Origin of the sequence: Streptomyces sp. NPDC049837, assembly GCF_040674455.1 — a bacterium.
Taxonomy (GTDB): Bacteria; Actinomycetota; Actinomycetes; order Streptomycetales; family Streptomycetaceae; genus Streptomyces.
Genome location: NZ_JBFAMP010000004.1, coordinates 560,181 through 585,905, shown reverse-complemented (window position 1 = coordinate 585,905; position 25,725 = coordinate 560,181). Strand labels below are relative to the sequence as shown.

The window sequence follows — 25,725 nt, the reverse complement described above, 5'->3', positions numbered from 1 at the left end:
GGGAGCGAGACGATGAGCTACCCCGCCGAGAATGGTGGACCCGGCGCCGAGCGCAGCCTCGGTCAGTTGGTCGCCTCGGCGACCGCCGAGATGTCCGCGCTGGTGCACGACGAGATCGCGCTGGCCAAGGCCGAACTGCGACAGGACGTCAAGCGCGGCGTGATGGGCGGTGCGGCCATCAGCGTCGCGGGCGTCTTCGCGCTCTTCTCGCTTCCCGTGCTGAGCTTCGCCGCCGCGTACGGCATCCACAACCTGGGGCTCGGGCTCGCCTGGTCCTTCCTGATCGTCGGCGGCGCGTACCTGCTGCTGGCGGGGCTGCTGGCGGTGGTCGCGGTGTCCAAGTTCAAGAAGGTCAAGCCGCCGGAGCGGTCCATCGCGTCGGCCAAGCAGACGGCCGCCGTGCTCGGCAACGCCAAGCCGCACCCGCGTGAGGCGTCCGTCGCCGGTTCGTCCCGTCCGGTTCGTCCCGCCCTTCAGGGCAAGGATGAGGCCGGGGTTGTGGCACGCTCGTCTGCATGACCGTCCCTGAGAGCAGCACCGGCAGTCCCGTACGGATCGATGGTCCCTGGACACATCGCGACGTGGCCGCCAATGGGGCACGCTTCCACATCGCCGAGATGGGCGACGGCCCGCTGGTGTTGCTGCTGCATGGCTTCCCGCAGTTCTGGTGGACGTGGCGGCACCAGCTCCCCGCGCTCGCCGAGGCGGGTTTCCGGGCGGTCGCGATGGACTTGCGGGGCGTGGGCGGCAGCGACCGTACGCCGCGCGGTTACGACCCGGCGAACCTGGCGCTCGACATCACCGGCGTGGTGCGCTCGCTCGGCGAGCCGGACGCGGCGCTGGTCGGCCACGACCTGGGCGGGTACCTGGCGTGGACGGCGGCGGTGATGCGGCCGAAGCTGGTGCGCCGGCTGGCCGTCTCGTCGATGCCGCACCCCCGGCGGTGGCGTTCGGCGATGCTGTCGGACTTCTCGCAGTCGCGCGCCGGCTCGTACGTCTGGGGCTTCCAGCGGCCGTGGCTGCCGGAGCGTCAGCTCATCGCCGACGACGGGGCGTTGGTGGGCCGGCTGATCCGCGACTGGTCGGGGCCGGGAGAGCAGTTGGACGAGGACGTGATCGATGTGTACCGGCGGGCGATGACGATCCCCTCGACGGCGCACTGCTCGATCGAGCCGTACCGGTGGATGGTGCGGTCACTGGCCCGCCCGGACGGGATCCAGTTCAACCGCCGCATGAAGCGGCCGGTACGGGTGCCGACGCTGCACCTGCACGGCTCCCTCGACCCGGCGATGCGCACGCGCAGCGCGGCGGGTTCGGGCGAGTACGTGGAAGCCCCGTACAGATGGCGGCTGTTCGACGGCCTGGGTCACTTCCCCCATGAGGAGGACCCGGTGGCGTTCTCGACGGAGCTCATCAACTGGCTGAAGGACCCCGAGCCGGACCGGTAGTCGCCTGGCCGCTGCTCGGCCGCCGCCCGGCCGTCGCCTGGGCGTCGCGTTTTGGACGGTCGTACGGTTGCACGACGAACTGGTTGTGCGACGAACGGCCAATTGCCTGGCGCATAGGCCAATTGGCGGGCCCCGGGGCGGTTACCGACCTTGGGGCCCGGGCAGACGTCGGGGTATGGGCTGGACGCACGACTACGCTGACGCAGCACGCAACCGCCGCTCGGCCTCTGCGCCGATCCCCCCGAGGAGCGGCCCGCCGGCCGGTCAGGGGCCGGACCCCCGCCTCGGCATCTCCCGCATCCTCCGCCGCCGGGCCCGCTGGGTCTCCGCCCGCCTGCGGCATACGCGCGGCTAGCGCCGGGGCGTACGCGGGGCGCGTGCGCCCGCCCGCGGCGTTTCCGCACGGCGGCATCCGGAGCGTGGGCGCGGCCGGCGTCCGAGGCGTACGCGTGCCTCGCGGCCAGGCCCCGACGCCGACCGTGTGCGGGCGCCCGCCACCCCAGTCCGCGAGAGCGCGAGTGCACGCGCGTCGGGGCAGGGGTCGCGGGGGCGCAAGGGCGGGGCGCGGGATGGCGCCGGTCAGAGCGCGCAGCCCTGACTGTCGACCTGCTGGTTGGCCGTCCGGCCGAGCTCGATGTCCTGGCGGATCTCGTCCGCCGTCAGGGCGTAGCCGGTGTTCGGGTCGTCCAGGGACCTCGCGAAGATCACCCCGAACACCCTGCCGTCCGCCGTGAGCAGGGGGCCGCCGGAGTTGCCCTGGCGGACCGTCGCGAACAGCGAGTACACATCGCGGCGGACCTCGCCACGCTGGTAGATGTCCGGGCCGTTGGCGTTGATCCGGCCGCGCACGCGCGCGGAGCGGACGTCGTACGCGCCGTTCTCCGGGAAGCCCGCGACGATCGCGTTGTCGCCGCTGCGCGCGTCCGCGTCCGTGAACTTCAGCGGCTTGGCCTCCAGGTCCGGTACGTCCAGGACCGCGATGTCGCGCTCCCAGTCGTACAGGACGACCTTGGCGTCGTACCGCCTGCCCTCGCCCCCTATCTGGACGGTCGGCTCGTCGACTCCGCCGACGACGTGCGCGTTGGTCATGACGCGACGCTCGGCGAAGACGAAGCCGGTGCCTTCGAGGACCTTGCCGCAGCTCGGCGCCGTACCGACGACCTTGACGATGGAGCTCTTGGCGCGGGCGGCCACCGGGCTGCCCGCGAGCGCGGGGTCGGGGGCGCGGACCTCGGTGATCGGCTCGTTGGCGAACGGGCTGAAGACCTGCGGGAAGCCGTTCTGCGCCAGTACGGAGGTGAAGTCGGTGAACCACGTGGAGGCCTGGGCGGGCATCACCTCGGAGACGCCGAGCAGCACCTTGGAGTTGCGGACCTCCTTGCCGAGCGTGGGCAGGGACGTACGGGCCAGGGCGGAACCGATCAGCCAGGCGACCAGCAGCATCGCCACCACGTTGACGAGGGCGCCGCCGGTTGCGTCCAGCGCCCGGGCGGGCGACCAGGTGATGTGGCGGCGCAGCTTGTTGCCGAGGTGAGTGGTGAAGGCCTGGCCCACCGAGGCGCAGACGATCACGATGACGACGGCGATGATCGCGGCGGTCGTCGACACCTTGGCGTTGTCGGTCAGCGGCCCCCAGGCGAGCGGGAGCAGGTACACCGCGACGAGACCGCCGCCGAGGAAGCCGATCACCGACAGGATGCCGACCACGAAGCCTTGGCGGTATCCGACGATCGCGAACCACACGGCGGCGACCAGCAGCAGAATGTCCAGCACGTTCACCGTCATTAGCCTCGCAGATTCGTCTCCGGTCGCCCCAGTCGCCCCGTTCGGCCGCGGAGCACAGCGATCAGCCTGTCATGAGCGCCAGTCGAGCGGGACCTGCTTCTCCCGGTCCCAGGGGCGCTCCCACCCGGCGAAATGGAGGATCCGGTCGATCACTCCGGCCGTGAAACCCCAGACCAGAGCCGATTCGACCAGAAATGCCGGACCGTGGTGACCACTGGGGTGGACGGCCGTGGCGCGGTTGGCGGGGTCCGTGAGATCCGCCACGGGCACGGTGAAGACCCTGGCGGTCTCGGCCGGATCGACGGCCCGGAACGGGCTCGGGGACCGCCACCAGCCGAGGACGGGCGTCACGACGAAGCCGCTGACGGGGATGTAGAGCCGGGGCAGCACGCCGAAGATCTGTACGCCGGCGGGGTCCAGGCCCGTCTCCTCCTCCGCCTCGCGCAGCGCGGCACGCAGCAGCCCGTCGCCCTCCGGGTCGCCGTCCTCGGGGTCGAGGGCACCGCCGGGGAAGGAAGGCTGCCCGGCGTGCGAGCGAAGGCTGCCGGCGCGCTCCATGAGCAGCAGCTCGGGGCCGTGGCCGCCCTCACCGAAGAGGATCAGCACGGCGGACTGGCGGCCGCCGCGCTCGGGCGGCAGGAAGCGGCTGAGCTGCTCGGGCTGGACGGTGCGCGCCGCCCGCGCCACCGGCTCCAGCCACTCCGGCAACCCCTCTTCGCTCACGACGACGGGCGGGTGGTGGGGGGTGGGGGTGGCCTTGCGGGTGCTGCTGGTGGTGCTGCCGGCGCCTGTGGTGCGCCTGGAGGGGGCGCTGTGGGCGGCGGGACCGGCGAGGGGCGCGCTCCGGGCCGTGCTCCGGGCTGCCTGGGCCGCACGACCGTCCGGTCCCGGGTGCGCGGGCGTAGCGGCGGCGTGGTGGGAGGGGCCCTGGTGAGCGGAGGCCGGGCGGGCGTGGCCGACGGGGGCCGGGGCGCCGGTTTCCGGGGCGGCAGCCTCCCGGCGGGCGGCGGCTGGGGTGGAGGCGGCCGGGGTGGCGGCCTCCCTGTGGGCGGCGGCTGGGGTGGCGGCCTCTGGGACGGCAGCCTCCCGGCGGGCGGTGGCGTCCGGGGCGGTGCGCTTCGGTCCCGGGGCGGCGGGGGCGGTCGCTTCCGGGTGCGTGCCGCCCGGGCCGGTGGGGGCGGCCGGGGTCGCGGCGGGCGCCCGGTGGGGGGCGCGGGGGGCCGTGGGCTCGATCCCCGGGGGCGGCGGGGTCGGGCGGGGACCGGCCGGCGGTGCCGGGCGGTCGGTCCCGCGGTCGTACGTGTGTTCCTCAGCGCGCGTCATAGGCACCCCCGGCTTCACAACGCGTTCCACCCACTGGTTCGTTCCGTCACTCGTCACCGGTGCCCAGGGGCGCCGCCGGGCGGCCCGGGTAGTCCGGGGGCGGCGCCAGGCGCTGGCCCGGGTACCCGCCCATCTCGTACTTGAGGAGCTTCTTCGCCTTCTCCGGGTCCGTCTCCCCCTCCCCGTACGCCGGGCACAGCGGGGCGATCGGGCAGGCGCCGCAGGCAGGCTTGCGGGAGTGGCAGATGCGCCGGCCGTGGAACACCACCCGGTGCGAGAGCATCGTCCACTCCGACTTGGGGAAGATCGCGCAGACTTCCGCCTCGACCTTCTCCGGGTCCTCCTGCTCGGTCCACTTCCACCGCCGGACCAGCCGCCCGAAGTGGGTGTCCACGGTGATGCCCGGGACCCCGAAGGCATTGCCCAGGACCACGTTCGCCGTCTTGCGGCCCACGCCCGGCAGCCGGACCAGGTCCTCCAGACGACCGGGCACCTGGCCTCCGAAGTCGTCCCGCAGGGCGGCGGACAGGCCCAGCAGGGACTTGGCCTTGGCACGGAAGAAGCCGGTCGGCCGGATGATCTCCTCCAGCTCCTCCGGAACCGCCGCCGCCATGTCCTCCGGCGTCGGGTACTTCGCGAACAGTGCCGGGGTGGTCTGGTTGACCCGGAGGTCGGTCGTCTGCGCCGACAGGACGGTCGCGACGAGCAGCTCGAAGGGGTTGCGGAAGTCGAGCTCGGGATGGGCGTACGGATAAACCTCGGCGAGCTCACGGTTGATCTTGCGGGCGCGGCGCACCATCGCCAGGTGCGATTCCGGCTTCCACGCCCTCGGGGCCTTCGGCTCCTTCGACGCCGAGGGCACCTTCGCCGCCTTCGCGGCCGCCCCGCCCTTCGCAGCCCTAGCAGCCGCCTCGCCCTTCGCGGCCGCCCCGCCCTTCGCGGCCTTCGCGGCCGCCCCGGAGCTCGGGGCCTTCGGAGCCGAGGACGGCTTCGACGCCTTCTTCGACGGTTTGACGACCTTGGCGGCACTCTTGGCCACCTTCGTCGATTTGTCCGCTTTCGCGGCTTTCCCGGCCGTGGCCGACACATGTTCGCCCACAGCGGAATTCTGTTCCCCGGACACTCTCCCGGCCCCCTCGGCCTGCGCTCTCACCGGCGAATTGGACACCCGGCCAGCCTAAGCGCCACCGCTGACATCCGCCCCGGCCATGGTCGATCACGACCCAATCGGGCCCCTGCCGTACGGACACGCGTGCCAGTGCGTCAAACTTGTTGTGATTGATCGCACTGTTTTACCGTCCGGCATCATGGGACCCAACGTCCCTGAGCAGGTCGACATAGGAGAGAACTCGTGGACGACGTTCTGCGGCGCGCCCCGCTCTTCGCGGCGCTCGATGACGAGCAGGCCGCGGAGCTCCGCGCCTCGATGAGTGAAGTGACGCTCGCCCGTGGCGACGCGCTCTTCCACGAGGGCGACCCGGGCGACCGGCTCTACGTGGTCACCGAGGGCAAGGTGAAGCTCCACCGCACGTCCCCCGACGGGCGCGAGAACATGCTCGCCGTCCTCGGCCCCGGCGAGCTGATCGGCGAACTGTCCCTCTTCGACCCCGGCCCCCGCACGGCCACCGCGACCGCCCTGACCGAGGTCAAGCTCCTCGGCCTCGGCCACGGCGACCTCCAGCCCTGGCTGAACGCCCGCCCCGAGGTCGCCACGGCCCTGCTGCGCGCCGTCGCCCGCCGCCTGCGCAAGACCAACGACCAGATGTCCGACCTGGTCTTCTCCGACGTACCGGGCCGTGTCGCCCGCGCGCTCCTCGACCTGTCGCGCCGCTTCGGCGTGCAGTCCGAGGAGGGCATCCACGTCGTGCACGACCTCACCCAGGAGGAGCTGGCCCAGCTCGTCGGCGCCTCCCGCGAGACGGTCAACAAGGCCCTCGCCGACTTCGCCGGCCGCGGCTGGCTGCGCCTGGAGGCGCGTGCCGTGATCCTGCTGGACGTCGAGCGGCTCGCCAAGCGCTCGCGCTAGTACGCCGAACGACACATGGGCCGCCCCGGATCACCGGGGCGGCCCATTGTCGTCACGTCAGTTCTTGGTGCCGTCCACGATCAGCGGGTTGCCGCTGCCGCCGCCGCAGGGCACGGCGTACACCGGGTTCTTGGCGGCCGCCTCCTTGTAGGCGTCGATGCACTGGTTCAGCAGGACCTTGTCGCTCAGCGAGTTGTTGAGGATCTTGTTGGCCGCCGCGATGCCCTCCGCCTCGATCCGGCGCCGCTCGGCCTCCGCCTTGGCGGTACGCGCGGCCTCGGTCGCCCGCTCGGTGGCCTGCTGCTGCTGGATCTTGCGGTCGATCTGGTTCTGGAGCTGGTCCGACGGCTTCACGTTGCGCAGGTTCACCGTCGTCACGTCGATGCCGCGCGGGGCCAGCCGCTCCTTGATCAGGTCACCGATCTCGGTGTTGATCTGCTCGCGGGCGGAGGCGTAGCCCTCCTCGCTGGTGTGGCGGGCGAAGACGTTACGGATGATCTCCCGGCTGTCCGGGAAGACCAGCCGCTGCTGGATCGCCTCCTCGCTGCCGGCCAGCTTGTACAGCTCGACCGCCTTGGCCGGGGTGACGGCCCACTTCACGGTCACCTCCGCGTACATCACGCCGCCCTGCGACGAGCGGACCTCGACGACGTCCTTGTCGGAGAGGTTCAGGTCGACCGGGCGCGTGGAGAAGGTGGTGACGCTGGTGAACGGCGAGGTGAAGTTCATGCCGGACGTCATGGGCGCGCCGACCTTGCCGAAGGTCACGGGGACGCCGACCTCGTACGCGCTGATCACGTGGAGACAGCTCGTCAGGGCGGCGAACAGGCCCGCGATCAGCGCACCGGCCGAGCCGAGCTTGAGGCCCCGGCGGTCGCTGCCGCGCGCGACGAAGAACAGCACCGCGGCGGCGATGAGCAACAGGATGGACAGGACGAACACGGAAGATCCCCCCAGGGACGGAACGCAGAAAGTAAGCGGAGCGTAAAGCATGGGCCTCCGCCCGCCCGGCCCCCGGCCCCCGCTCAGATCAGGCCGTGCTCCGTCAGGTACTCGAGCTGCGCCCGTACGGACAACTCGGCCGCCGGCCACAGGGACCTGTCCACGTCCGCGTACACGTGCGCGACGACTTCCGCCGCCGTCCGGTGGCCGTTCTCGACGGCCGTCTCCACCTGGGCGAGCCGGGTGGCGCGGTGGGCCAGGTAGTACTCGACCGCCCCCTGGGCGTCCTCCAGGACCGGGCCGTGACCCGGCAGCACCGTGTGCACGCCGTCGTCGACCGTCAGGGAGCGCAGCCGCCGCAGCGAGTCCAGGTAGTCCCCGAGCCGCCCGTCGGGGTGGGCCACCACCGTCGTACCGCGCCCCAGGATGGTGTCGCCCGTGAGCACCGCCCGGTCGGCCGGCAGGTGGAAGCTGAGCGAGTCGGCGGTGTGCCCCGGTGTCGGTACGACACGCAGCTCCAGGCCCCCGACCTCGACCGCCTTGCCCGCCGTCAGCCCCTCGTCACCGAGCCGCAGCGTCGGGTCCAGGGCGCGCACGGGCGTCCCGGTCAGCTCGGCGAACCGCCCCGCGCCCTCGGCGTGGTCGGGGTGGCCGTGCGTGAGGAGGGTCAGCGCGACGCGCTTGCCGAGCCGTTCCGCGGTGTCGATCACCCGCCGCAGGTGGGCGTCGTCCAGCGGGCCGGGGTCGACCACGACGGCGAGCGGGGAGTCCGGCTCGGAGAGGATCCAGGTGTTCGTGCCGTCGAGGGTCATCGCGGACGGGTTGGGCGCGAGGACGTTGACGGCACGTTCGGTCGCGGGGCCGGAGACCACGGCTCCGCGCGGCTGCCCGGGGAGCGCGGCGGCGTCGGTCATGTCGTCTCCCCCGCCGTGCCGATACGTTTCGTGAACTCCTCGTGCCCCGGCCAGCTCAGCACCACCTGGTCGCCCTCCAGACGCGCCTGTGCGAGTACGGGGGTGAGGTCCTGGTGCCTGGCCGCCTCCAGGGCCTCGGCGGGCGTCCCGTACCGCTCCAGGGCCCTCAGCGTGGCGATCGTGGGCGGCATCATCAGCAGCTCGCCCCGGTCGTAGCCCGCGGCCGCGTCGGCCGGGCGGATCCAGACCGTCCGGTCCGCCTCCGTGGAGGCGTTGGAGGCCCGCTGCCCGGCCGGGAGGGCCGCCACGAAGAACCAGGTGTCGTAGCGGCGCGGCTCGAACTCGGGCGTGATCCACCGCGCCCAGGCGCCCAGCAGGTCGGAGCGGAGCACCAGGCCCCGCCGCTCCAGGAAGTCCGCGAAGGCCAGCTCACGGGCGACCAGCGCCGCCCGGTCGGCCTCCCAGTCGTCGCCCCGCGTATCGGCGACGACCGAGTCGGCGGTCGGCCCCGCGAGCAGGACGCCGGACTCCTCGTACGTCTCGCGCACCGCCGCGCACACGATGGCCTGCGCCTCGGCCGGCTCCGCGACCCCGAGCCGGTCCGCCCACTCGGCCGGCGACGGGCCGGCCCACCGCACCGGGTGCTCGTCGCGCGGGTCGACGCCGCCACCCGGATAGGCGTACGCGCCGCCCGCGAAAGCCATGGAGGTGCGCCGCCGCAGCATGTGCACCTCCACACCCTCCCGCAGGAGCAGCACGGTCGCGGCCCGCTTCGGCGTCACGGCCGTGAGCGTGCCGCCGGCGAGAGCGCGGATGCGGTCGGGCCACTCCGGTGGGTACCACTGACCATTGGGCATGGCCGGATGCTATGCGCATCCGCCGAGATGTTCGAGAGGAAAGGTGGATACGGCAACGGTCCCGCACCCACCCGGGGCACGGGACCGTGGAGCAGTAGGGCGCTCAGTCCTCCGGGACCAGCTCCACCTGGATCTCGACCTCGACCGGCGCGTCCAGCGGCAGCACGGCGACGCCCACGGCGCTGCGCGCGTGCACGCCCTTGTCGCCCAGCACCTCGCCCAGCAGCTCACTGGCGCCGTTGAGGACGGCGGGCTGCCCGGTGAAGTCCGCCGCGGAGGCGACGAACCCGACGACCTTCACGACCCGCGCGATACGGTCCAGGTCCCCGGCGACCGACTTCACGGCGGCCAGCGCGTTCAGCGCGCAGATCCGCGCGAGCTTCTTGGCCTCCTCCGGGGTGACCTCGCCGCCCACCTTGCCGGTGACCGGCAGTTTGCCGTCCACCATCGGCAACTGGCCCGCCGTGTACACGTACACGCCCGACCGGACCGCCGGCTGGTACGACGCCAGCGGCGGCACCACGTCCGGCAGGGTCAGGCCGAGTTCGGCGAGCGTCGCCTCCACGCGGCCGGTCACGGCTTCTCCCGCTTCAGGTAGGCCACGAGCTGCTCGGGGTTGTTCGGCCCGGGGACGACCTGGACGAGCTCCCAGCCGTCCTCGCCCCAGGTGTCCAGAATCTGCTTGGTCGCGTGCACGAGAAGGGGCACGGTCGCGTATTCCCACTTGGTCATGGAGCCGACTGTAGCCGCTGCCAAAGGCTGCCTCCCGCCCAGGCGGGCACGAGGGGCACCCCCACCGTGACCCGCCCAATCCGACCCGGGGGCGACTGCCCCACGACCCGACTGGTTAGGCTCGAATACGTGAGCAGGCTCCAGGTCGTCAGCGGCAAGGGCGGTACCGGTAAGACGACGGTCGCCGCCGCCCTCGCGCTCGCCCTCGCGACCGAGGGCAAGCGGACTCTCCTCGTGGAGGTCGAAGGCAGGCAGGGCATCGCACAGCTCTTCGAGACGGAGGCGCTTCCGTACGAGGAACGGAAGATCGCCGTCGCTCCGGGCGGCGGCGAGGTGTACGCGCTGGCCATCGACGCCGAACGCGCGCTCCTCGACTACCTCCAGATGTTCTACAAGCTCGGCTCGGCGGGCCGCGCACTCAAGAAGCTCGGCGCCATCGACTTCGCGACCACCATCGCGCCGGGCGTACGGGACGTCCTGCTGACCGGCAAGGCGTGCGAGGCGGTACGCCGGCGGGAGAAACAGGGGGGCTTCGTGTACGACCACGTCGTCATGGACGCCCCTCCCACCGGCCGCATCACCCGCTTCCTGAACGTCAACGACGAGGTCGCGGGGCTGGCGAAGATCGGCCCGATACACAATCAGGCCCAGGCCGTGATGCGGGTCCTGAAGTCACCCGAGACGGCCGTCCACCTGGTGACCCTGCTGGAGGAGATGCCGGTCCAGGAGACCGCCGACGGCATCGCCGAGCTGCGCGAGGCCGACCTCCCGGTGGGGGGCGTCGTCGTGAACATGGTCCGCCCGCACATTCTGGACGAGGACGCGGTACGGGCGGCGGCGGGCGACCACCGCAAGGGCATCGCCACGGCGCTCGCCGCGGCGGGCATCAGCGGTTCCGCCCGGCTGGTCGGACCGCTCCTGGACCAGGCCGCCGAGCACGCCCAGCGGGTGGAGCTGGAGCGGGAGCAGCGCGAGGCGCTGGCGAAGCTTCAGGTCCCGACGTACGAACTGCCCTTCCTCGGGGAGGGCGCGGACATCGCCGGTCTCTACCGGCTGGCCAAGGAACTGAGGAAGCTCGGGGTGGGCGTATGACTCTCGACGGACCTCCCGGCCTGGAGGTCGATCCGCTGCTCGACGACCCGGCGACCCGCATCATCGTGTGCTGCGGGGCGGGCGGCGTCGGCAAGACGACGACGGCGGCCGCCCTGGGCGTACGCGCGGCCGAGCGCGGCCGCAAGGTGGTCGTCCTGACCATCGACCCGGCCCGCCGGCTCGCCCAGTCCATGGGCATCGACCAACTGGACAACACCCCCCGCCGGGTGGACGGCATCGAGGGCGGCGGCGAACTGCACGCCATGATGCTCGACATGAAGCGCACCTTCGACGAGATCGTCGAGGCGCACGCCGACCCCGCGCGGGCGTCGGCCATTCTGGGCAACCCCTTCTACCAGTCCCTGTCGGCCGGCTTCGCGGGCACGCAGGAGTACATGGCGATGGAGAAGCTCGGACAGTTGCGGGCGCGCGACGAGTGGGACCTGATCGTGGTCGACACGCCGCCATCCCGCTCCGCCCTGGACTTCCTGGACGCCCCGAAGCGGCTGGGGTCATTCCTGGACGGGAAGTTCATCAAGCTGCTGATGACCCCGGCCAAGGTGGGCGGCCGGGCGGGGATGAAGTTCCTGAACGTCGGCATGTCGATGATGACGGGCACCCTGGGCAAGCTGCTGGGGGGTCAGCTACTGCGGGACGTGCAGACCTTCGTGGCGGCGATGGACACCATGTTCGGCGGCTTCCGCACGCGGGCGGACGCCACCTACCGGCTCCTTCAGGCGCCGGGCACGGCCTTCCTGGTGGTGGCCGCGCCGGAGCGGGACGCGCTGCGGGAGGCGGCGTACTTCGTGGAGCGGCTGGCGGCGGAGCGGATGCCGCTGGCCGGGCTGGTGCTCAACCGGGTGCACGGGAGCGGGGCCGTCCGGTTGTCGGCCGAGCGGGCGCTGGCCGCGGCGGAAAATCTGGAAGATCTTGAAGATGTCCGCATTGTGGATCAGGGGGCCGGGAAGACTGGTGTTCGTGGGCCCGAGGCCATCTCTCCCGAGGCGATCTCTCCCGAGTCCGAGGCCCCCGACACCACAGCAGCAGCACGCTCCGGCGCCGCCACCGCTCCTGGCGGTGCCGTCGTGACCGCCACGCCGCCCGCCGTCGCGGAACTGACCGCGGGTCTGTTGCGCCTGCACGCCGAACGGATGCAGGTGCTCGCACGGGAGCAGCGCACGCGTGACCGGTTCACCGCGCTCCACCCCGAGGTGGCGGTGACCGAAGTGTCCGCGCTCCCCGGCGACGTACACGACCTGGCGGGCCTCCGCGCCATCGGCGACCGTCTCGCGGCAGGGCAGCCCGGCTGACCTGACCGACCATCGCGGCAGCGTCGCCGCCGTCGCGTCCACGACCCCGGTCGGGGGATCCCGGTCGGGGGTTCGGCTCGCCCTACCCCACTGCCGCGTACGTCTCGTACGTCTCGTCGTCGTCCAGCGCGACGGGCAGGATGCCCGCGCTCCGCTCGTACTCCGTACGCGCGGTCTCCAGCAGCCGGCGCCAGGAGGTGACGGTCGGCCGCCGCCGCAGCAGTGCGCGGCGCTCACGTTCCGTCATACCGCCCCACACGCCGAACTCGACGCGGTTGTCCAGCGCGTCGGCCAGGCACTCGGTCCGCACCGGGCACCCGGTGCACACCGCCTTGGCCCTGTTCTGCGCCGCTCCTTGTACGAACAGTTCATCCGGATCGGTAGTGCGGCAGGCGGCCTGCGCACTCCAGTCAGCTACCCAGCCCATACCGGCGCCGTCCTCTCCCGAATCGAGGCTCCCCCACGGCGGCAGCGGCATATTCACCGCCACCAGTTGAGGACGTTACGGAAGGTGGGCACAGCGCAACACCCCCTTCGGGCCCAATCTTGAATGGTCCGAACGGACTATGCGTACGCGGCAGATCACCCAGGGGAGTGAGCGCTAGACATGCGTAATAAATAGCGCGAGGCAGGGCACTTCAGGCGGCCCACAAAGGGCACGTGCTGATGCATGGGGCGGAAACGGACATGGTCCGGCGCGGCTGGGAAGTGCAGGGGGTCATGCCGGGGGGCGCAACGGGTGTGACAGTTGTGACCAGCTTAGGCCAAGGCCCGTACGCCTGTCCGGAAAACGCCGAGGGAGGTCGCGGCAGCCGCGGGCACCGGCCCCGACGACCGGCTCGGTACCGGCCCCGGAGCGACCCCGGACCGGATCGATCCCGGACCCGGACCGGATCGATCCCCTACCGGGACAGTACCGATCCCGGAGCGATCCCCGACCGGCCGGATGACCACCCCCTATGACCACCCGCAGTCCACTCAGCGACCACCACCGACCACTCACCGACCACTCACCGACCACTCGAACGCCGCCGCCCACACCACCCGATGTCACAACCTCGTACTCGAACATCCCGTAAGGCACCCGCTCCCTCGGAACGCCACCACCGACGGATTAGGCTGCATCCATGCCAAAGAAGCGCTCGGGCGGTGGCCTGACCGGGACCCAGCAGGCCGCCAAGTTCGTCGGTGTCAGCGTGCTCGCCGGCGCCGTCCTGGCAGGCATCGCCCTGCCCGCCGCGGGAGCGCTGGGGCTCGCGGCGAAGGGCACGGTCCAGGGGTTCGACGAGATCCCGGCCAACCTCAAGCGTCCTCCGCTGAGCCAGCGCACCACGATCCTGGACTCGCAGGGAGGCCAGATCGCCACGGTCTACTCCCGTGACCGCACGGTCGTGGACCTCAAGGACATCTCCCCGTACATGCAGAAGGCGATCGTCGCCATCGAGGACTCGCGCTTCTACGAGCACGGGGCCATCGACCTCAAGGGCGTACTGCGCGCGCTCAACCGCAACGCCCAGTCGGGCGGGGTCGCCCAGGGTGCCTCGACGCTGACCCAGCAGTACGTGAAGAACGTCTTCGTGGAGGAGGCCGGCGACGACCCCGACAAGGTCGCCCAGGCCACCCAGCAGACCCTCGGCCGCAAGATCCAGGAGCTCAAGTACGCGATCCAGGTCGAGGAGGAGCTCGGGAAGAAGAAGATCCTCGAGAACTACCTCAACATCACCTTCTTCGGGCAGCAGGCGTACGGCATCGAGGCCGCCTCCCAGCGGTACTTCTCCAAGCCCGCCAAGAACCTGAACCTGGAGGAGGCGGCGATGCTGGCCGGCATCGTCCAGTCGCCGAGCCGCTACGACCCGGTCAACGACGTGCAGGAGGCCACCAAGCGCCGCAACGTCGTCCTGTCGCGCATGGCGGCCGTCGGTGACATCAGCGAGGCGGAGGCGGAGCGCGCCAAGGCCACGCCCATCGAGCTGAAGGTCAGCAAGCCCAAGAACGGCTGCATCACCGCCGTCGACGGGGCCGGGTTCTTCTGCGACTACGTACGCGAGGTCTTCCTCTCCGACCCGGTCTTCGGGAAGGACCGCGAGGAGCGCAGCAAGATCTGGAACCGCGGCGGTCTGACGATCAGGACCACGCTCGACCCGCAGGCGCAGAAGTCGGCGCAGGAGTCGATCAAGAACCACGTCTACCAGACCGACAAGGTCGCCACGGCGGTGACGATGGTTCAGCCCGGCACGGGCAAGATCGTGGCGATGGCCCAGTCCCGGCCGTACGGCTTCGGGAAGAACGAGACCCAGATCAACTACTCCGTCAACAAGGGCATGGGAGGCTCGAACTACGGCTTCCCGACGGGCTCGACGTTCAAGCCCTTCGTGGCGGCCGCCGCCATAGAGCAGGGCAAGCCGCCGACACAGGTGTACCCGTCGCCGTACCAGATGCCCTACCCGTCGTCCGTCTCCACGTGCAGCGGAAAGCCCTGGGTCAACCAGGGGGACACCGTGGAGAACGAGAACGAGTCGGAGGTCGGCCCGTACGCGCTCAAGGAGGCGATGGCCAAGTCGGTCAACACGTACTTCGTACAGATGATCGGCGAGATCGGCATGTGCCCGGTCGTGGAGATGACCAACAAGCTGAACGTGGTGATGGGCAATGACGAGAAGCTGCCGGAGCGCCCTTCCAGCCTCACCCTCGGCTCCAACGGCATCTCGCCGCTGAACATGGCGTCCGCGTACGCGGCCTTCGCCAACCGCGGCACGTACTGCACCCCGACCGCCATCGAGTCCATCAAGACGGCGGACGGCAAGAGCCTGGAGGTCCCGAAGACGGCCTGCACCAAGGCGATGTCGGAGCGGACGGCCGACACCATCAACTCCCTGCTCAGCGGTGTGATCGACTCCGGTACGGGTGAGAAGGCGGGCCTGACGAGCCGCGACAACGCGGGTAAGACGGGTACGACGGACGCCCGCAAGAACGCCTGGTTCGTCGGTTACACCCCGAACCTGTCGGGCGCCGTGTGGGTGGGCAGCCCCAGCCAGGACGTCGAGATGTTCTCCATCAGGATCGGCGGCCGGTACCACGGCGCGGTCTTCGGTGGGGAGGTACCGGGCCCGATCTGGCGGGACGCCATGACCGGCGCGCTGGACGGCCGCGAGGCGCCCCGCTTCGTCGACGTCCACATCCCCGACGCCCCGAAGGACGGCAAGGGCAAGGGCAAGCCCAAGCCCGGTGGCGACAACAAGCCGGGCGGCGGGGGCGGTGACGACGACAAGCCGGGAGACGGCGGCGGCGACAACCCCTGGGACAACATCACCATCCCGCCGGACATGATCGGCGGCGGCAACCAGCGCGGCCAGGGCAACGGCGGCGGCTGGCGCTGATACGAGCAGGGGGCGCCCCACCGGATTCCCGGTGGGGCGCCCCCCTTTTTCTTACGCCTGCCTCAGCCGGCCTCTTACGCCCGCTCAGCCGGCCAGGAGCTGCTTGACCACGGCGGCGACGCGGCCGCCCTCGGCGCGGCCGGCCACCTTCGGGTTCACGATCTTCATCACGGCACCCATGGCGCGCGGGCCCTCGGCACCGGCCGCCTTGGCCTCCTCGACCGCCTGGGCCACGATCTGCTTCAGCTCGTCGTCGCCGAGCTGCTGCGGCAGGTACGCGTCGAGGATGACGCCCTCGGCCTTCTCACGCTCGGCCTGCTCGGCCCGGCCGCCCTGCGCGAAGGCCTCGGCGGCCTCGCGGCGCTTCTTCGCCTCCTTGGCGATCACCTTCTGCACCTCGTCGTCGGAGAGCTCGCGCTTCTCCTTGCCCGAGACCTCCTCCTTGGTGATGGCGGAGAGGGTCAGCCGGAGGGTCGAGGAGCGCAGCTCGTCGCGCTCCTTGATCGCGGCGTTGAGGTCTTCCTGCAGCTTGGACTTGAGCGTGGTCATGCGGACAAGTGTGGCAGGTGCGGTGACCCGCACGCCCGCGCATTTCCCGCGCCCTCGCCGTTCTGGGACGATGGCGGCATGCGCGCGCGATACGGAGTTCCCCTGAAAGTCACCGCAGGAATCGCAGCGGTCGGCGCGGCCGGCCTGGCCTACGCCGCCGGGTTCGAGGCCCGGTCCTTCCGGCTGCGCCGGATCACCGTCCCCGTACTGCCGCGCGGGACACGGCCGTTGCGGATGCTCCAGGTGTCGGACATCCACATGGTGAGCGGTCAGCGCAAGAAGCGGGCGTGGCTCCAGTCGCTGGCCGGGCTGCGGCCGGACTTCGTGGTGAACACCGGCGACAACCTCTCCGACCCGAACGGCGTACCGGAGCTCCTGGACGCGCTCGGCCCGCTGCTCGACTTCCCCGGTGTGTACGTCTTCGGCTCCAACGACTACTACGGCCCCAAGCTCCGCAACCCGGCCCGCTACCTGATCGAGAAGGCCCAGGGACGGCACGGCCTGAACGGCAACGCGCCGGCCGTCGGAGCCGTGCACAATCCGTGGGAGGAGATCCGCGACAGCTTCGACACGGCCGGCTGGCTGAACCTCACCAACACGCGCGGCCGCCTCAAGCTGGACGGCCTGGAGCTGGCCTTCACCGGCCTGGACGACCCGCACATCAAGCGCGACCGCTACGAGCGCGTCGCCGGCGGCCCGGAACCGGACGCCGACCTCTCGGTGGGCGTCGTCCACGCCCCCTACCTCCGCTCGCTGGACGCCTTCACGGCCGACGGCTACCCCCTGATCCTCGCGGGCCACACGCATGGCGGACAGCTCTGCATCCCCTTCTACGGGGCGCTGGTCACCAACTGCGACCTGGACACCGACCGCGTCAAGGGCCTCTCCACCCACCACGCCGCCGGCCACACCGCGTACCTCCACGTCTCCGCCGGCTGCGGCACCAACCGCTACACCCCGGTCCGCTTCGCCTGCCCCCCCGAGGCGACGCTCCTGACACTCACCCCGAGGGACTGATCACCCCCGGCGCCCAGGCCCTGCCCGCGTGGCCACCTGCGGGGCCGCGCGCGGGGCCACCCCGGGGCCGCGAAAACCGGATTTCGTCTCCGGGCGCCGGTGGGCTAAAGTAAACGACGTCGCCGGGACACACGGTGACATCGGGGTGTAGCGCAGCTTGGCAGCGCGCTTCGTTCGGGACGAAGAGGTCGTGGGTTCAAATCCCGCCACCCCGACAGTGAAGTACCAGGTCAGGGGCCTGATCCGCGAGAGCGGGTCGGGCCCCTGAGTGGTTTGTGGGACGGTCTGCGAGCGATCCGGGAGAGGATCTTGGCCGGCTTGTCCGGTGGGGGCCCGCCGCCCCACCGGCGGTCAGCCACATCCCAGTCGCTGTGAAGGTCTGCAGATGGCAGAAATGATCACTGGCCTGTGTAACCCGTGCGCGAGGTCACTCACGCACCAGGAGATCCGAGCGTCCGACACGGAAGGAAGAGGTCCAAAGCCGGGCTGTCGGCTGCACGACGGCAAGTGGGAGCTGCGCACGATGTTCGCCAACTCGGCTCCCGGGCGCCTCCCATAGGAGATGTAGGTACATGGATGACCGGTTTAAGAGATTCCTCAATACCTACCTGGACCTGGAGCAGGCATACGACACGTGTGGGCACCTGCGGCCCACTTTGCCTCGTATCGATGCTCACCCACCTACGGGCCGCCCGCGCCGATCTCAGCGCCGCACCCCACCACGAGCCACTCCCGATTCCGTTCTCCTTCACCATCGGCCGCGCGCACGCCGAGCCCTACGAGCCCCTGCGCCCGGCCCGGCTGGTTCCTGCCCTCCACTACACCCTCGGTGACGGGACTGAACCCGCCGCCTGGCAACGGCTGCATCAGCTCAACAACCATCTCAATGGCCGCCGCTCGGCCCCCCTCACCCGGATGGACTCTTCCGGTCGCCGGGGTGGCGGGGCCGGGGGCACGCTCGGGGAATGAGCAACCCGTCCGAGGGGCCGAGTGGCCCGGTTCAGCACGCGTATGCCCACCACACCGGTCACGAGGAGCATCGGGGCGGGGGTGGGTGGGCTTCCGGTGGGGTGATGTTCGCCGGCGTACTGATGATGGTGGGGGGCGTGCTCGGCATGCTCCAGGGGATCGCCGGGATCGCCGAGGACGACATCTACGGGCGCGTCGGGGAGTACGTCTTCGAGTTCAGCGTCAGCGCGTGGGGGTGGATCCACCTGGCGCTCGGGCTGCTGGTCGCCGCCATCGGTGCGGGCATCCTCAGTGGGGCGGAGTGGGCGAAGGCGAGCGGGGTGGCACTGGCCGCGCTCGCCGTGATCGCCAACTTCATCTGGCTGCCGTACCAGCCGGTCTGGGCCATCGTGTCGATCGCGATCGCCGTGTTCGTGATCTGGGCGCTGTGCACGGAGGACACGACTCCCGTGGCGCCCATGAAGCATTGAGCAGGCATTAAGCCCTGGTCGCCTTGAGGGAGTACATCAGCGGGATACGGGCCCGGTCCGGCGGGAAGCGGTAGTAGCCGTCCTCGTGCCGGGAGAGCGCCTTGAAGCGGGCGAACAGCGAGACGTCGTGTTCGTGCAGGAACTCGATGCGCAGGCCGGTCGCCGCGAGGGCGGAGACGACCTCGCCGATGGGGTGCTGCCACTCGACGCTGCGGTTGTGGACGGTGGGGGCGTCGAAGTCGGCGTACGTACCCGATGCCTCGTCCAGCCACGCGTCGCGGGCGAAGTAGTCGTGGACCAGCCGTGAGCCGGTCTCGTCGTCCAGGATGTCGGTCAGCGGATGGAACTCCGCGAGGTACAGGAACCCGCCAGGCGCGACGAGCGACGCGGCGGTCTCGGCCCAGCGGGTCACGTCCGGCAGCCAGTTGAGGGCGCCGACGCCGGTGTAGACGATGTCGTACGCGGTGTCGGGAACCGCCTCGGCCGCGTCGTACACATCGGCGGCCACGAACGTGGCCCGCTCGGGCGTGAGCCCGATGTCGCCGGCGAGGGACCGGGCGACCTCGACGGCCGGCTCGGAGAAGTCCAGCCCGACCACCCGAGAAGCCCCGCGCCTGGCCCAGGACAGGGTGTCCAGGCCTATGTGGCACTGAAGGTGAAGCAGTGAGAGCCCGGTGACGTCCCCGACCTCCGCGACCTCGAAGTCGCGCAGCACGTCCTTGCCGGCCCGGAAGCTGTCGAGGTCGTAGTAGTCACTGGCGACATGGACGGGCACGCGCTCGTCCCACAGGGACCGGTTCGCCTCGCGCCAGTCGTCGGGGGTCGGTGAGTACATGCGCCGGAGGTTATCCACAGGCTGCGGACGTGGCGAACGAATTGTCGTGGCGATCGGGTTTCATGGGGGCATGACTGAGCCGAGGGATATACAGGCCATGCCCGACTGGGAGAAGCGGTTCCGGGCGCCGCGGGTGTCGTTGCCGGAGTGGGCGTGGGACGCGCCGGGCAGGGCGTTGTTCGTGTCGAACGCAACCGGGACGTACGAGCTGTACGCGTGGGACCGGGACAGTGGCCGGCAGCGGCAGGTCACCGATCGGCCGAACGGGACGACCGACGGGGTGCTGTCGCCGGACGGGGAGTGGATCTGGTGGTTCTCGGACACGGACGGTGACGAGTTCGGGGTGTGGATGCGCCAGCCGTTCGGGGGCGGGGAGGACGAGGCAGCGGTGCCCGGGCTCACGGCGTCGTATCCGGCGGGGCTCGCGATCGGGCGGGACGGGACGGCGGTGGTCGGGCGGTCGACGGACGAGGAGGGTTCGACGATCCATGTCGTACGGCCCGGACGGCCGCCGGTGGAGATCTACCGGCACCGGGAGTCGGCCGAGGTCGGGGACCTGTCGCACGACGGGACGCTGATCGCCATCGAGCACACCGAGCACGGTGACGCGATGCACGCGGCGGTGCGGGTGGTCCGGCCGGACGGGGCCGTGGTGGCCGAGCTGGACGACACCAAGGGCGGGACCGAGGAGCTTGGGCTCAGCGTGCTGGGGTTCGCGCCGGTGGACGGGGACACCCGGCTGCTGGTGGGGCACCAGCGGCGCGGGCGCTGGGAGCCGATGGTGTGGGACGTGGCGTCGGGCGCCGAGACGGAGCTGGGGCTGGACCTGCCCGGTGACGTGTCGGCGGAGTGGTACCCGGACGGCTCGGGGCTGCTGGTGGTGCACAGCTTCGAGGCGCGCAGCGAGCTGTGGCGGTACGAGATCACGACGGGCCGTCTGGTGCGGGTGGAGACCCCCGCCGGGTCGGTGTCGAGTGCGACGGCACGGCCGGACGGGGCCGTGGAGTACCTGTGGTCGTCCGCCGCGCACCCGCCGGTGGTGCGGTCCACGGCGGGCGGCGTCGTGCTGGAGCCGCCCGGCATGAAGGCGCCCGCCTCGGTGCCCGTCGAGGACGTGTGGGTGGACGGGCCCGGCGGGCGCATTCACGCGCTCGTGCAGCGGCCGGCGGGGGTGGCGGGGCCGCTGCCGACGGTGTTCGAGATCCACGGTGGGCCCACCTGGCACGACAGCGACGCGTACGCCGCCGCCCCCGCCGCCTGGGTGGACCACGGTTACGCGGTGGTCCGGGTCAACTACCGGGGCTCGACCGGGTACGGGCGCGAGTGGACGGACGCGCTCAAGCACCGGGTCGGGCTGATCGAGCTGGAGGACATCGCGGCGGTACGGGATTGGGTGGTGGCGTCCGGGATCGCCGACCCGTCGAAGCTGGTGCTGTCCGGCGGCTCGTGGGGCGGGTACCTGACGCTCCTGGGTCTCGGCACCCAGCCGGACGCCTGGGCGCTGGGCCTGGCGGCCGTACCGGTCGCGGACTACGTCACGGCGTACCACGACGAGATGGAGTCCCTGAAGGCCCTGGACCGCACCCTGTTCGGCGGGTCGCCGGAAGAGGTGCCCGAGCGGTTCGAGGTGTCGTCGCCGATCACGTACGTGGACCGGGTGCGGGTGCCGGTGTACATCTCGGCGGGCGTGAACGACCCGCGCTGCCCGATCCGCCAGATCGACAACTACGTCGACCGGCTCGCCGCCCGGGACGCGGTGCACGAGGTCTACCGGTACGACGCGGGGCACGGCTCGCTCGTGGTGGAGGAGCGGATCAAGCAGGTGCGGCTGGAGCTGGCCTTCGCCGAGAGGCATCTGGGGACCCGGAGGGAGGGGATGTGACGGTGTTCCGTACCGTGGGGGTGTGTACCGGTTCCTGACGACGCCCCGCTGGTGGGGGATCAACATCTTCGTCGTGCTGGCGATCCCCTTCTGCGTGTTCATGGGGACCTGGCAGCTCGGCAGGTTCGAGGACCGCGTCGACTCGCACCAGGAGGCGGAGCGGCGGCCGGACCCGGGGTCGGTGAAGGCCGCGCCGCTGGACGAGCTGCTGCCGGTCGACAAGGAGACCTCCGGCCGCCACGCCACGGCGACGGGGCGGTACGGGGAGCAGTTCCTGGTCCCCGGGCGTGAGCTGGACGGCAAGGACGGCTCGTACGTGCTGACCCTGCTGCGCACCGAGAGCGGCAAGTCCCTGCCGGTGGTACGCGGCTGGCTGCCCGCCGGCGGCAAGGCCCCGGTACCGCCGGCCGGCGAGGTCACGGTGACCGGCGCCCTCCAGGCGTCCGAGCACACCGGCAGCGCGGGCGTGCACGCCACGGGCTCCCTGCCTCGCGGGCAGGTCGGCATGATCAGCGCGGCGTCCCTGGTGAACGTGGTCCAGGACGACGTCTACGACGCCTGGGTCACGCTCACGGACTCCCCGGCGGGCCTGATCCCGGTTCCGGCGGCCGCCGCGGAGGGCAGCGGGCTGGACCTGAAGGCGTTCCAGAACCTCGGGTACACCGGTGAGTGGTTCGCCTTCTCGGGCTTCGTGCTCTTCATGTGGTTCCGCCTGTTCCGCCGGGAGGCCGAGCAGGCCCGTGACGAGGCCCTGGGCCTGGCCCCGGCGGCCGAGGTCATGGCCGGCGAGGCCACGGCCGGCTCTCAGCGCTGAGGCCGGGCCCGCCCCGGCTCTCCGGGGGGAACCCTCCGACCGTCGCCCTGCTGGCTGCTACTGCACCGGCAGCAGGCCCGTGCGGTAGATCGTGCCCGCGCACGCGTTCGGGATCGTGGCCTCCGCCGACGGGGCGCCCGGCTCCGCGGTGTGGGTGACCGCGACGCTGCCCTCCGCGCGGGTGCCGTCGCCGTCGTCCTCCTTGCCGAGCTGCGGCTCCGTGGCCGTGCCCGTGTCGGTGCCGTCCGAGCCGGTGGTGCCCGAGGACGTACCGCCGTCGGTGGGCGGGGTCGGGTCGGGCGAGGGCTCGCCGCCGCCCGTGCCTCCGCCGCTGCCTCCGCCGTCCACGGGGCACGTCTCGCTCGGCACCCAGGCGAACTTCACCTCGTACGCGCCCGAGGGCCTGAGGAGCAGCGGCGCGGCCGCCTCCTGGGACGCGTCGGGAAGTCCCGTCGCGGGGTCGCCCGCCGCGTGTTCGGCGACCGTGATCTTCGCCTGGTCGGCCGCGCCCATCGCCCGGAAGGCGACGCCGCCGGCGCCGGTGATCGAGCAGTCCGTGCCCGACACGTTGGTGATGCGGAACGTCCCGTACACCTTGCCCTCGGCGTCCGGCTGGCCGGCCTCGGCCGCCGCCACACCGAGCTGGGACGGCTGGCACGCCGGTACGGTGTCCGGGGCCGAACCGGTCGGCGCGTCCGTCCCGCCCACGGTGCCGTCCGAGGCGCCGGCCGGGGGCTGCCCCGGCTGCTGCGGGGACGCGCTGCCGCCCGTGCCGCCGCCCGGTACCTCGCCGGCTTCGGCGCTGGGGGCGCCCGGTCCGCTGGTCTCGCCGCCGACCTCCTCGCCCGTGCCGCCCTGCACCTGCTCGCCGTGTCCGGCGTTCACGGGGCGGTCGCCGGAGGTGCCGCCGGAGCTCGCCACGTGGACGAACGCGGGGACCGCGGTGCCGAACAGGAGCGCGGCCGCGGCTGCGCCCACCAGCGCCTGGCGTTTGCGCGCCCGCCGCGCGGGAACCGCCCGGCGCAGGTGCTCCAGGGTGCCGTCGGCGGGTTGCAGGTCCTGGACCGCTCCGTGGAGCATCCGGCGCAGCGCCAGTTCGTCGGCGCCCAGTTCATCGAAGCCTTCGCCGAAGGCCTTGCCGAAGTCCGGGAGGTCCCTTTCCGGTCCGTCGTTCATATCCGGCCCGTTGTTCACAATTCCGTTCCCAGTCCGGTCGTTCTCGTTCAACGGCCCGTCCGGCCCGTCGGGCCCGTACTGCTCGAACCCGTGCTTGTGCTCGCTCATGCCGTGGCCTCCATGGCGACGCGCAGCGCCGCGATGCCACGTGACCCGTACGCCTTGACCGAGCCGAGCGAGATGCCGAGCGTCTCCGCGACCTGTGCCTCGGTCATGTCGGCGAAGTACCGCAGCACCAGCACCTCGCGCTGGCGGCGCTGAAGGCCCCGCATGGCCTTGATCAGCGCGTCGCGCTCGAGCTGGTCGTAGGCGCCTTCCTCCGCGCTCGCCATGTCGGGCATCGGCTTGGAGAGCAGCTTCAGGCCGAGTATCCGGCGGCGCAGGGCGGACCGGGACAGGTTGACCACGGTCTGACGCAGGTACGCCAGGGTCTTCTCGGGGTCACGCACGCGGCTCCGCGCGGAGTGGACGCGAATGAACGCCTCCTGGACGACGTCCTCGCACGAGGCGGTGTCGTCCAGCAGCAGCGCGGCGAGACCCAGCAGCGACCGGTAGTGGGCGCGGTAGGTCTCGGTGAGGTGGTCGACGGTGGTACCCGCGGTCGTCACCGTCTCGGCGCCCTCGACGGCGCGCTGGGACGGGATGCGGGTCGTACGCCTAGCGGCGGGCACGGGCGCGATCACCGGCATGCCGCCGGGCTGACGGGGCCGCCGGAGCGGGCGCACCGCGCCCATGCCCACGCCGACCCCGGCTCCGACCCCTGCCCCGGCCCTGCGGGCGCGGAGCGGAGCCACCGCTGTGATGTCGAGTACCTCTGCCACGCCTGTTGGACACGCTTCCCCCCGCCAGGGTTGTACGCGCACGCAGCCGCTTTCGACGGTGCGTCGTTTGCCCTCATGCGTACCCGCTCTTCCCCAATGCCCCGATATAGCAGCCGCCATGAAGGGGCGACCGCATAGACGCTTCCCGCCCGACTACCGGTTGCAGCAAGGGGGACAGCATCGTCGAACACGCCATCGCCCCAGTTCAAGTGGCACAGACCGAAGACTTGCTCACAGGGCGTTCACAGATCCTACAAAGATCCACCGGCCCGTTCACCGGGGTTTGGGCCCGGATCAGGCCGGACGATCAGGCCGAGAGTTCGGCGGCGATCGCCTCCGCGATCTGAGCGACGTTCAAAGCGGCGCCTTTGCGTAGATTGTCGCCGCAGACGAACAGTTCCAGCGCCCGGTCGTCGTCGAGCGACCGCCGCACCCGCCCCACCCACGTCGGGTCGGTGCCGACGACGTCGGCCGGCGTCGGGAAGTCCCCGGCCGCCGGGTCGTCGTACAGCACCACACCGGGCGAGGTCGCCAGGATCTCGTGCGCCCGCGCGACCGTCACCTCGTGCTCGAAGCGCGCGTGTACGGAGACGGAGTGGGCGCTCACCACCGGCACGCGCACGCACGTCGCCGCCACGCGAAGGCCGGGCAGGGCCAGGATCTTCCGGGCCTCGTCCCGCACCCGCAGCTCCTCCGAGGACCAGCCGCCCTCCTGGACGGAACCGGACCACGGCACCACGTTCAGCGCGAGCGGGGCGGGGAAGGGGCCCGTGTCGTCGCCGACGGCCCGGCGCACATCGCCGGGGCAGGTGCCCAGCTCCGTACCGGCGACCAGCGAGAGCTGCTCGCGCAGCGCGGTGACGCCGCCCTGCCCGGCACCGCTCGCGGCCTGGTACGCCGAGACGACGAGCTCGCTCAGCCCGAACTCGGCGTGCAGCGCGCCCACCGCGACGATCAGTGCCAGCGTGGTGTCGCCGGGGCACGCGACGATCCCGCGCGGGCGTACGCGTACGCAGTGCGGGTTGATCTCGGGAACGACCAGCGGGACGTCCGGGTCCATCCGGAACGCCGGCGAGGCGTCCACCACCACCACGCCCTTGGCGGCCGCGATCGGCGCCCACTGGGCGGCGACGGCTTCGGGCACCAGGAACAGCGCCACGTCGGCGCCCTCCAGGGCCTCCTCGCAGAGCGCGAGGACCTCGACCTCCTCCCCGCGCACGGCCAGCTTGCGGCCGGCCGAGCGCGGGGAGGCGATCAGGCGTATGTCACCCCAGACGTCGGCGTGCTGCGACAGGATCTGGAGCATCACCGCACCGACGGCCCCGGTCGCTCCCACGACCGCGAGCGTCGGCTTGCGGCTCACCGGGCCCACCGGGCCCATCGCGA

At 71.6% G+C, this 25,725-nt stretch carries 26 protein-coding genes and 1 tRNA gene; 13 read left to right on the top strand and 14 right to left on the bottom strand.

What is annotated here, in order from left to right; genetic code table 11:
• Positions 1–12 precede the first annotated feature (12 nt).
• The 3 genes from AB0J57_RS14200 (at position 13) to AB0J57_RS14190 (ending at position 1,803) form a co-directional block, all read left to right on the top strand.
• On the top strand, positions 13–519 hold the full coding sequence (locus AB0J57_RS14200; protein ID WP_366128357.1) for a phage holin family protein: 507 nt from the start codon (positions 13–15) through the stop codon (positions 517–519).
• Complete coding sequence (locus AB0J57_RS14195) at positions 516–1,448, top strand: alpha/beta hydrolase (RefSeq protein ID WP_366128356.1); 933 nt, start codon at positions 516–518, stop codon at positions 1,446–1,448. The genes AB0J57_RS14200 and AB0J57_RS14195 overlap by 4 nt, the downstream gene beginning before the upstream one ends.
• A gap of 175 nt (positions 1,449–1,623) precedes the next feature.
• Positions 1,624–1,803, top strand: coding sequence for a hypothetical protein (locus AB0J57_RS14190; protein ID WP_084898261.1), 180 nt, complete (start codon positions 1,624–1,626; stop codon positions 1,801–1,803).
• Positions 1,804–2,027: 224 nt separating this feature from the next.
• Here the strand turns inward: AB0J57_RS14190 and AB0J57_RS14185 are convergent, their stop codons facing one another.
• The 3 genes from AB0J57_RS14185 to nth all read right to left on the bottom strand — a co-directional run bounded on the left by AB0J57_RS14185 (position 2,028) and on the right by nth (position 5,595).
• On the bottom strand, positions 2,028–3,227 hold the full coding sequence (locus tag AB0J57_RS14185) for a MarP family serine protease (RefSeq protein ID WP_366128355.1): 1,200 nt from the start codon (positions 3,225–3,227) through the stop codon (positions 2,028–2,030).
• Positions 3,228–3,302: 75 nt separating this feature from the next.
• The gene (locus AB0J57_RS14180) at positions 3,303–3,956 is read right to left on the bottom strand and encodes a CoA pyrophosphatase (protein WP_366128526.1); all 654 of its coding nucleotides are present in this window, start codon (positions 3,954–3,956) and stop codon (positions 3,303–3,305) included.
• A gap of 646 nt (positions 3,957–4,602) precedes the next feature.
• Positions 4,603–5,595 (bottom strand): endonuclease III, encoded by a 993-nt coding sequence (gene nth / locus AB0J57_RS14175; RefSeq protein WP_366128525.1) that lies wholly within the window; start codon positions 5,593–5,595, stop codon positions 4,603–4,605.
• Positions 5,596–5,907: 312 nt separating this feature from the next.
• On the opposite strand from nth, the gene AB0J57_RS14170 reads away from it, so the two are divergent.
• Positions 5,908–6,582, top strand: coding sequence for a Crp/Fnr family transcriptional regulator (locus tag AB0J57_RS14170; RefSeq protein ID WP_014046869.1), 675 nt, complete (start codon positions 5,908–5,910; stop codon positions 6,580–6,582).
• Between the two features lie 57 nt (positions 6,583–6,639).
• On the opposite strand, the gene AB0J57_RS14165 is transcribed toward AB0J57_RS14170, so the two are convergent.
• From AB0J57_RS14165 to AB0J57_RS14145, 5 genes are all read right to left on the bottom strand, one after another.
• On the bottom strand, positions 6,640–7,524 hold the full coding sequence (locus tag AB0J57_RS14165) for a prohibitin family protein (protein WP_366128354.1): 885 nt from the start codon (positions 7,522–7,524) through the stop codon (positions 6,640–6,642).
• 83 nt (positions 7,525–7,607) lie between these two features.
• Positions 7,608–8,438 carry an MBL fold metallo-hydrolase gene (locus AB0J57_RS14160; protein ID WP_366128352.1) on the bottom strand — a complete coding sequence of 277 codons (831 nt, stop codon included), beginning with the start codon at positions 8,436–8,438 and terminating at the stop codon, positions 7,608–7,610.
• On the bottom strand, positions 8,435–9,295 hold the full coding sequence (locus AB0J57_RS14155) for an NUDIX hydrolase (RefSeq protein ID WP_366128351.1): 861 nt from the start codon (positions 9,293–9,295) through the stop codon (positions 8,435–8,437). The genes AB0J57_RS14160 and AB0J57_RS14155 overlap by 4 nt, the downstream gene beginning before the upstream one ends.
• 103 nt (positions 9,296–9,398) lie before the next feature.
• Positions 9,399–9,872 carry a RidA family protein gene (locus AB0J57_RS14150; protein WP_366128350.1) on the bottom strand — a complete coding sequence of 158 codons (474 nt, stop codon included), beginning with the start codon at positions 9,870–9,872 and terminating at the stop codon, positions 9,399–9,401.
• A complete protein-coding gene (locus AB0J57_RS14145; RefSeq protein WP_019992579.1) occupies positions 9,869–10,027 on the bottom strand; it encodes a DUF4177 domain-containing protein in 159 nt (52 codons plus the stop codon). Before AB0J57_RS14145 ends, AB0J57_RS14150 begins: the two co-directional genes overlap by 4 nt.
• A 129-nt stretch (positions 10,028–10,156) precedes the next feature.
• On the opposite strand from AB0J57_RS14145, the gene AB0J57_RS14140 reads away from it, so the two are divergent.
• Both AB0J57_RS14140 and AB0J57_RS14135 read left to right on the top strand, forming a co-directional pair.
• Positions 10,157–11,119, top strand: coding sequence for an ArsA-related P-loop ATPase (locus tag AB0J57_RS14140; protein ID WP_366128349.1), 963 nt, complete (start codon positions 10,157–10,159; stop codon positions 11,117–11,119).
• Entirely contained in the window at positions 11,116–12,429 is a 1,314-nt protein-coding gene (locus AB0J57_RS14135) for an ArsA family ATPase (RefSeq protein WP_366128348.1), read from the top strand. Before AB0J57_RS14140 ends, AB0J57_RS14135 begins: the two co-directional genes overlap by 4 nt.
• Before the next feature lie 82 nt (positions 12,430–12,511).
• Here the strand turns inward: AB0J57_RS14135 and AB0J57_RS14130 are convergent, their stop codons facing one another.
• On the bottom strand, positions 12,512–12,856 hold the full coding sequence (locus tag AB0J57_RS14130; RefSeq protein ID WP_058940833.1) for a WhiB family transcriptional regulator: 345 nt from the start codon (positions 12,854–12,856) through the stop codon (positions 12,512–12,514).
• Positions 12,857–13,556: 700 nt separating this feature from the next.
• On the opposite strand from AB0J57_RS14130, the gene AB0J57_RS14125 reads away from it, so the two are divergent.
• On the top strand, positions 13,557–15,806 hold the full coding sequence (locus AB0J57_RS14125) for a transglycosylase domain-containing protein (RefSeq protein ID WP_366128347.1): 2,250 nt from the start codon (positions 13,557–13,559) through the stop codon (positions 15,804–15,806).
• A gap of 84 nt (positions 15,807–15,890) precedes the next feature.
• Here AB0J57_RS14125 and AB0J57_RS14120 read toward each other — a convergent pair whose 3' ends face one another.
• Complete coding sequence (locus AB0J57_RS14120) at positions 15,891–16,355, bottom strand: GatB/YqeY domain-containing protein (RefSeq protein WP_366128346.1); 465 nt, start codon at positions 16,353–16,355, stop codon at positions 15,891–15,893.
• A gap of 78 nt (positions 16,356–16,433) precedes the next feature.
• Between AB0J57_RS14120 and AB0J57_RS14115 the strand changes: the two genes are divergently transcribed.
• The 4 genes from AB0J57_RS14115 to AB0J57_RS14100 all read left to right on the top strand — a co-directional run bounded on the left by AB0J57_RS14115 (position 16,434) and on the right by AB0J57_RS14100 (position 18,811).
• Positions 16,434–17,372: a metallophosphoesterase gene (locus AB0J57_RS14115; protein WP_366128345.1), complete on the top strand. Its 939-nt coding sequence runs from the start codon at positions 16,434–16,436 to the stop codon at positions 17,370–17,372.
• A gap of 141 nt (positions 17,373–17,513) precedes the next feature.
• A tRNA-Pro gene (locus tag AB0J57_RS14110) sits at positions 17,514–17,587 on the top strand.
• A 361-nt stretch (positions 17,588–17,948) separates the two neighbouring features.
• Positions 17,949–18,341, top strand: a complete 393-nt coding sequence (locus AB0J57_RS14105) for a DUF6177 family protein (protein ID WP_366128344.1) — start codon at positions 17,949–17,951, stop codon at positions 18,339–18,341.
• A gap of 104 nt (positions 18,342–18,445) precedes the next feature.
• Positions 18,446–18,811 (top strand): hypothetical protein, encoded by a 366-nt coding sequence (locus AB0J57_RS14100; protein WP_366128343.1) that lies wholly within the window; start codon positions 18,446–18,448, stop codon positions 18,809–18,811.
• A 7-nt stretch (positions 18,812–18,818) separates the two neighbouring features.
• On the opposite strand, the gene AB0J57_RS14095 is transcribed toward AB0J57_RS14100, so the two are convergent.
• Complete coding sequence (locus AB0J57_RS14095; RefSeq protein ID WP_366128342.1) at positions 18,819–19,646, bottom strand: methyltransferase domain-containing protein; 828 nt, start codon at positions 19,644–19,646, stop codon at positions 18,819–18,821.
• A 70-nt stretch (positions 19,647–19,716) separates the two neighbouring features.
• Here AB0J57_RS14095 and AB0J57_RS14090 point away from each other — a divergent pair, with 70 nt between their 5' ends.
• Together AB0J57_RS14090 and AB0J57_RS14085 are read left to right on the top strand one after the other, a co-directional pair.
• Positions 19,717–21,528, top strand: a complete 1,812-nt coding sequence (locus tag AB0J57_RS14090) for a prolyl oligopeptidase family serine peptidase (RefSeq protein WP_366128341.1) — start codon at positions 19,717–19,719, stop codon at positions 21,526–21,528.
• 22 nt (positions 21,529–21,550) lie between these two features.
• A complete protein-coding gene (locus AB0J57_RS14085) occupies positions 21,551–22,342 on the top strand; it encodes an SURF1 family protein (RefSeq protein ID WP_366128340.1) in 792 nt (263 codons plus the stop codon).
• A 57-nt stretch (positions 22,343–22,399) separates the two neighbouring features.
• Here the strand turns inward: AB0J57_RS14085 and AB0J57_RS14080 are convergent, their stop codons facing one another.
• From AB0J57_RS14080 to AB0J57_RS14070, 3 genes are all read right to left on the bottom strand, one after another.
• Entirely contained in the window at positions 22,400–23,626 is a 1,227-nt protein-coding gene (locus AB0J57_RS14080) for a hypothetical protein (RefSeq protein ID WP_366128338.1), read from the bottom strand.
• Positions 23,623–24,252, bottom strand: a complete 630-nt coding sequence (locus AB0J57_RS14075) for a SigE family RNA polymerase sigma factor (protein WP_366128524.1) — start codon at positions 24,250–24,252, stop codon at positions 23,623–23,625. Before AB0J57_RS14075 ends, AB0J57_RS14080 begins: the two co-directional genes overlap by 4 nt.
• 394 nt (positions 24,253–24,646) lie before the next feature.
• On the bottom strand, positions 24,647–25,720 hold the full coding sequence (locus tag AB0J57_RS14070) for an aspartate-semialdehyde dehydrogenase (RefSeq protein WP_366128337.1): 1,074 nt from the start codon (positions 25,718–25,720) through the stop codon (positions 24,647–24,649).
• Positions 25,721–25,725: the final 5 nt, after the last annotated feature.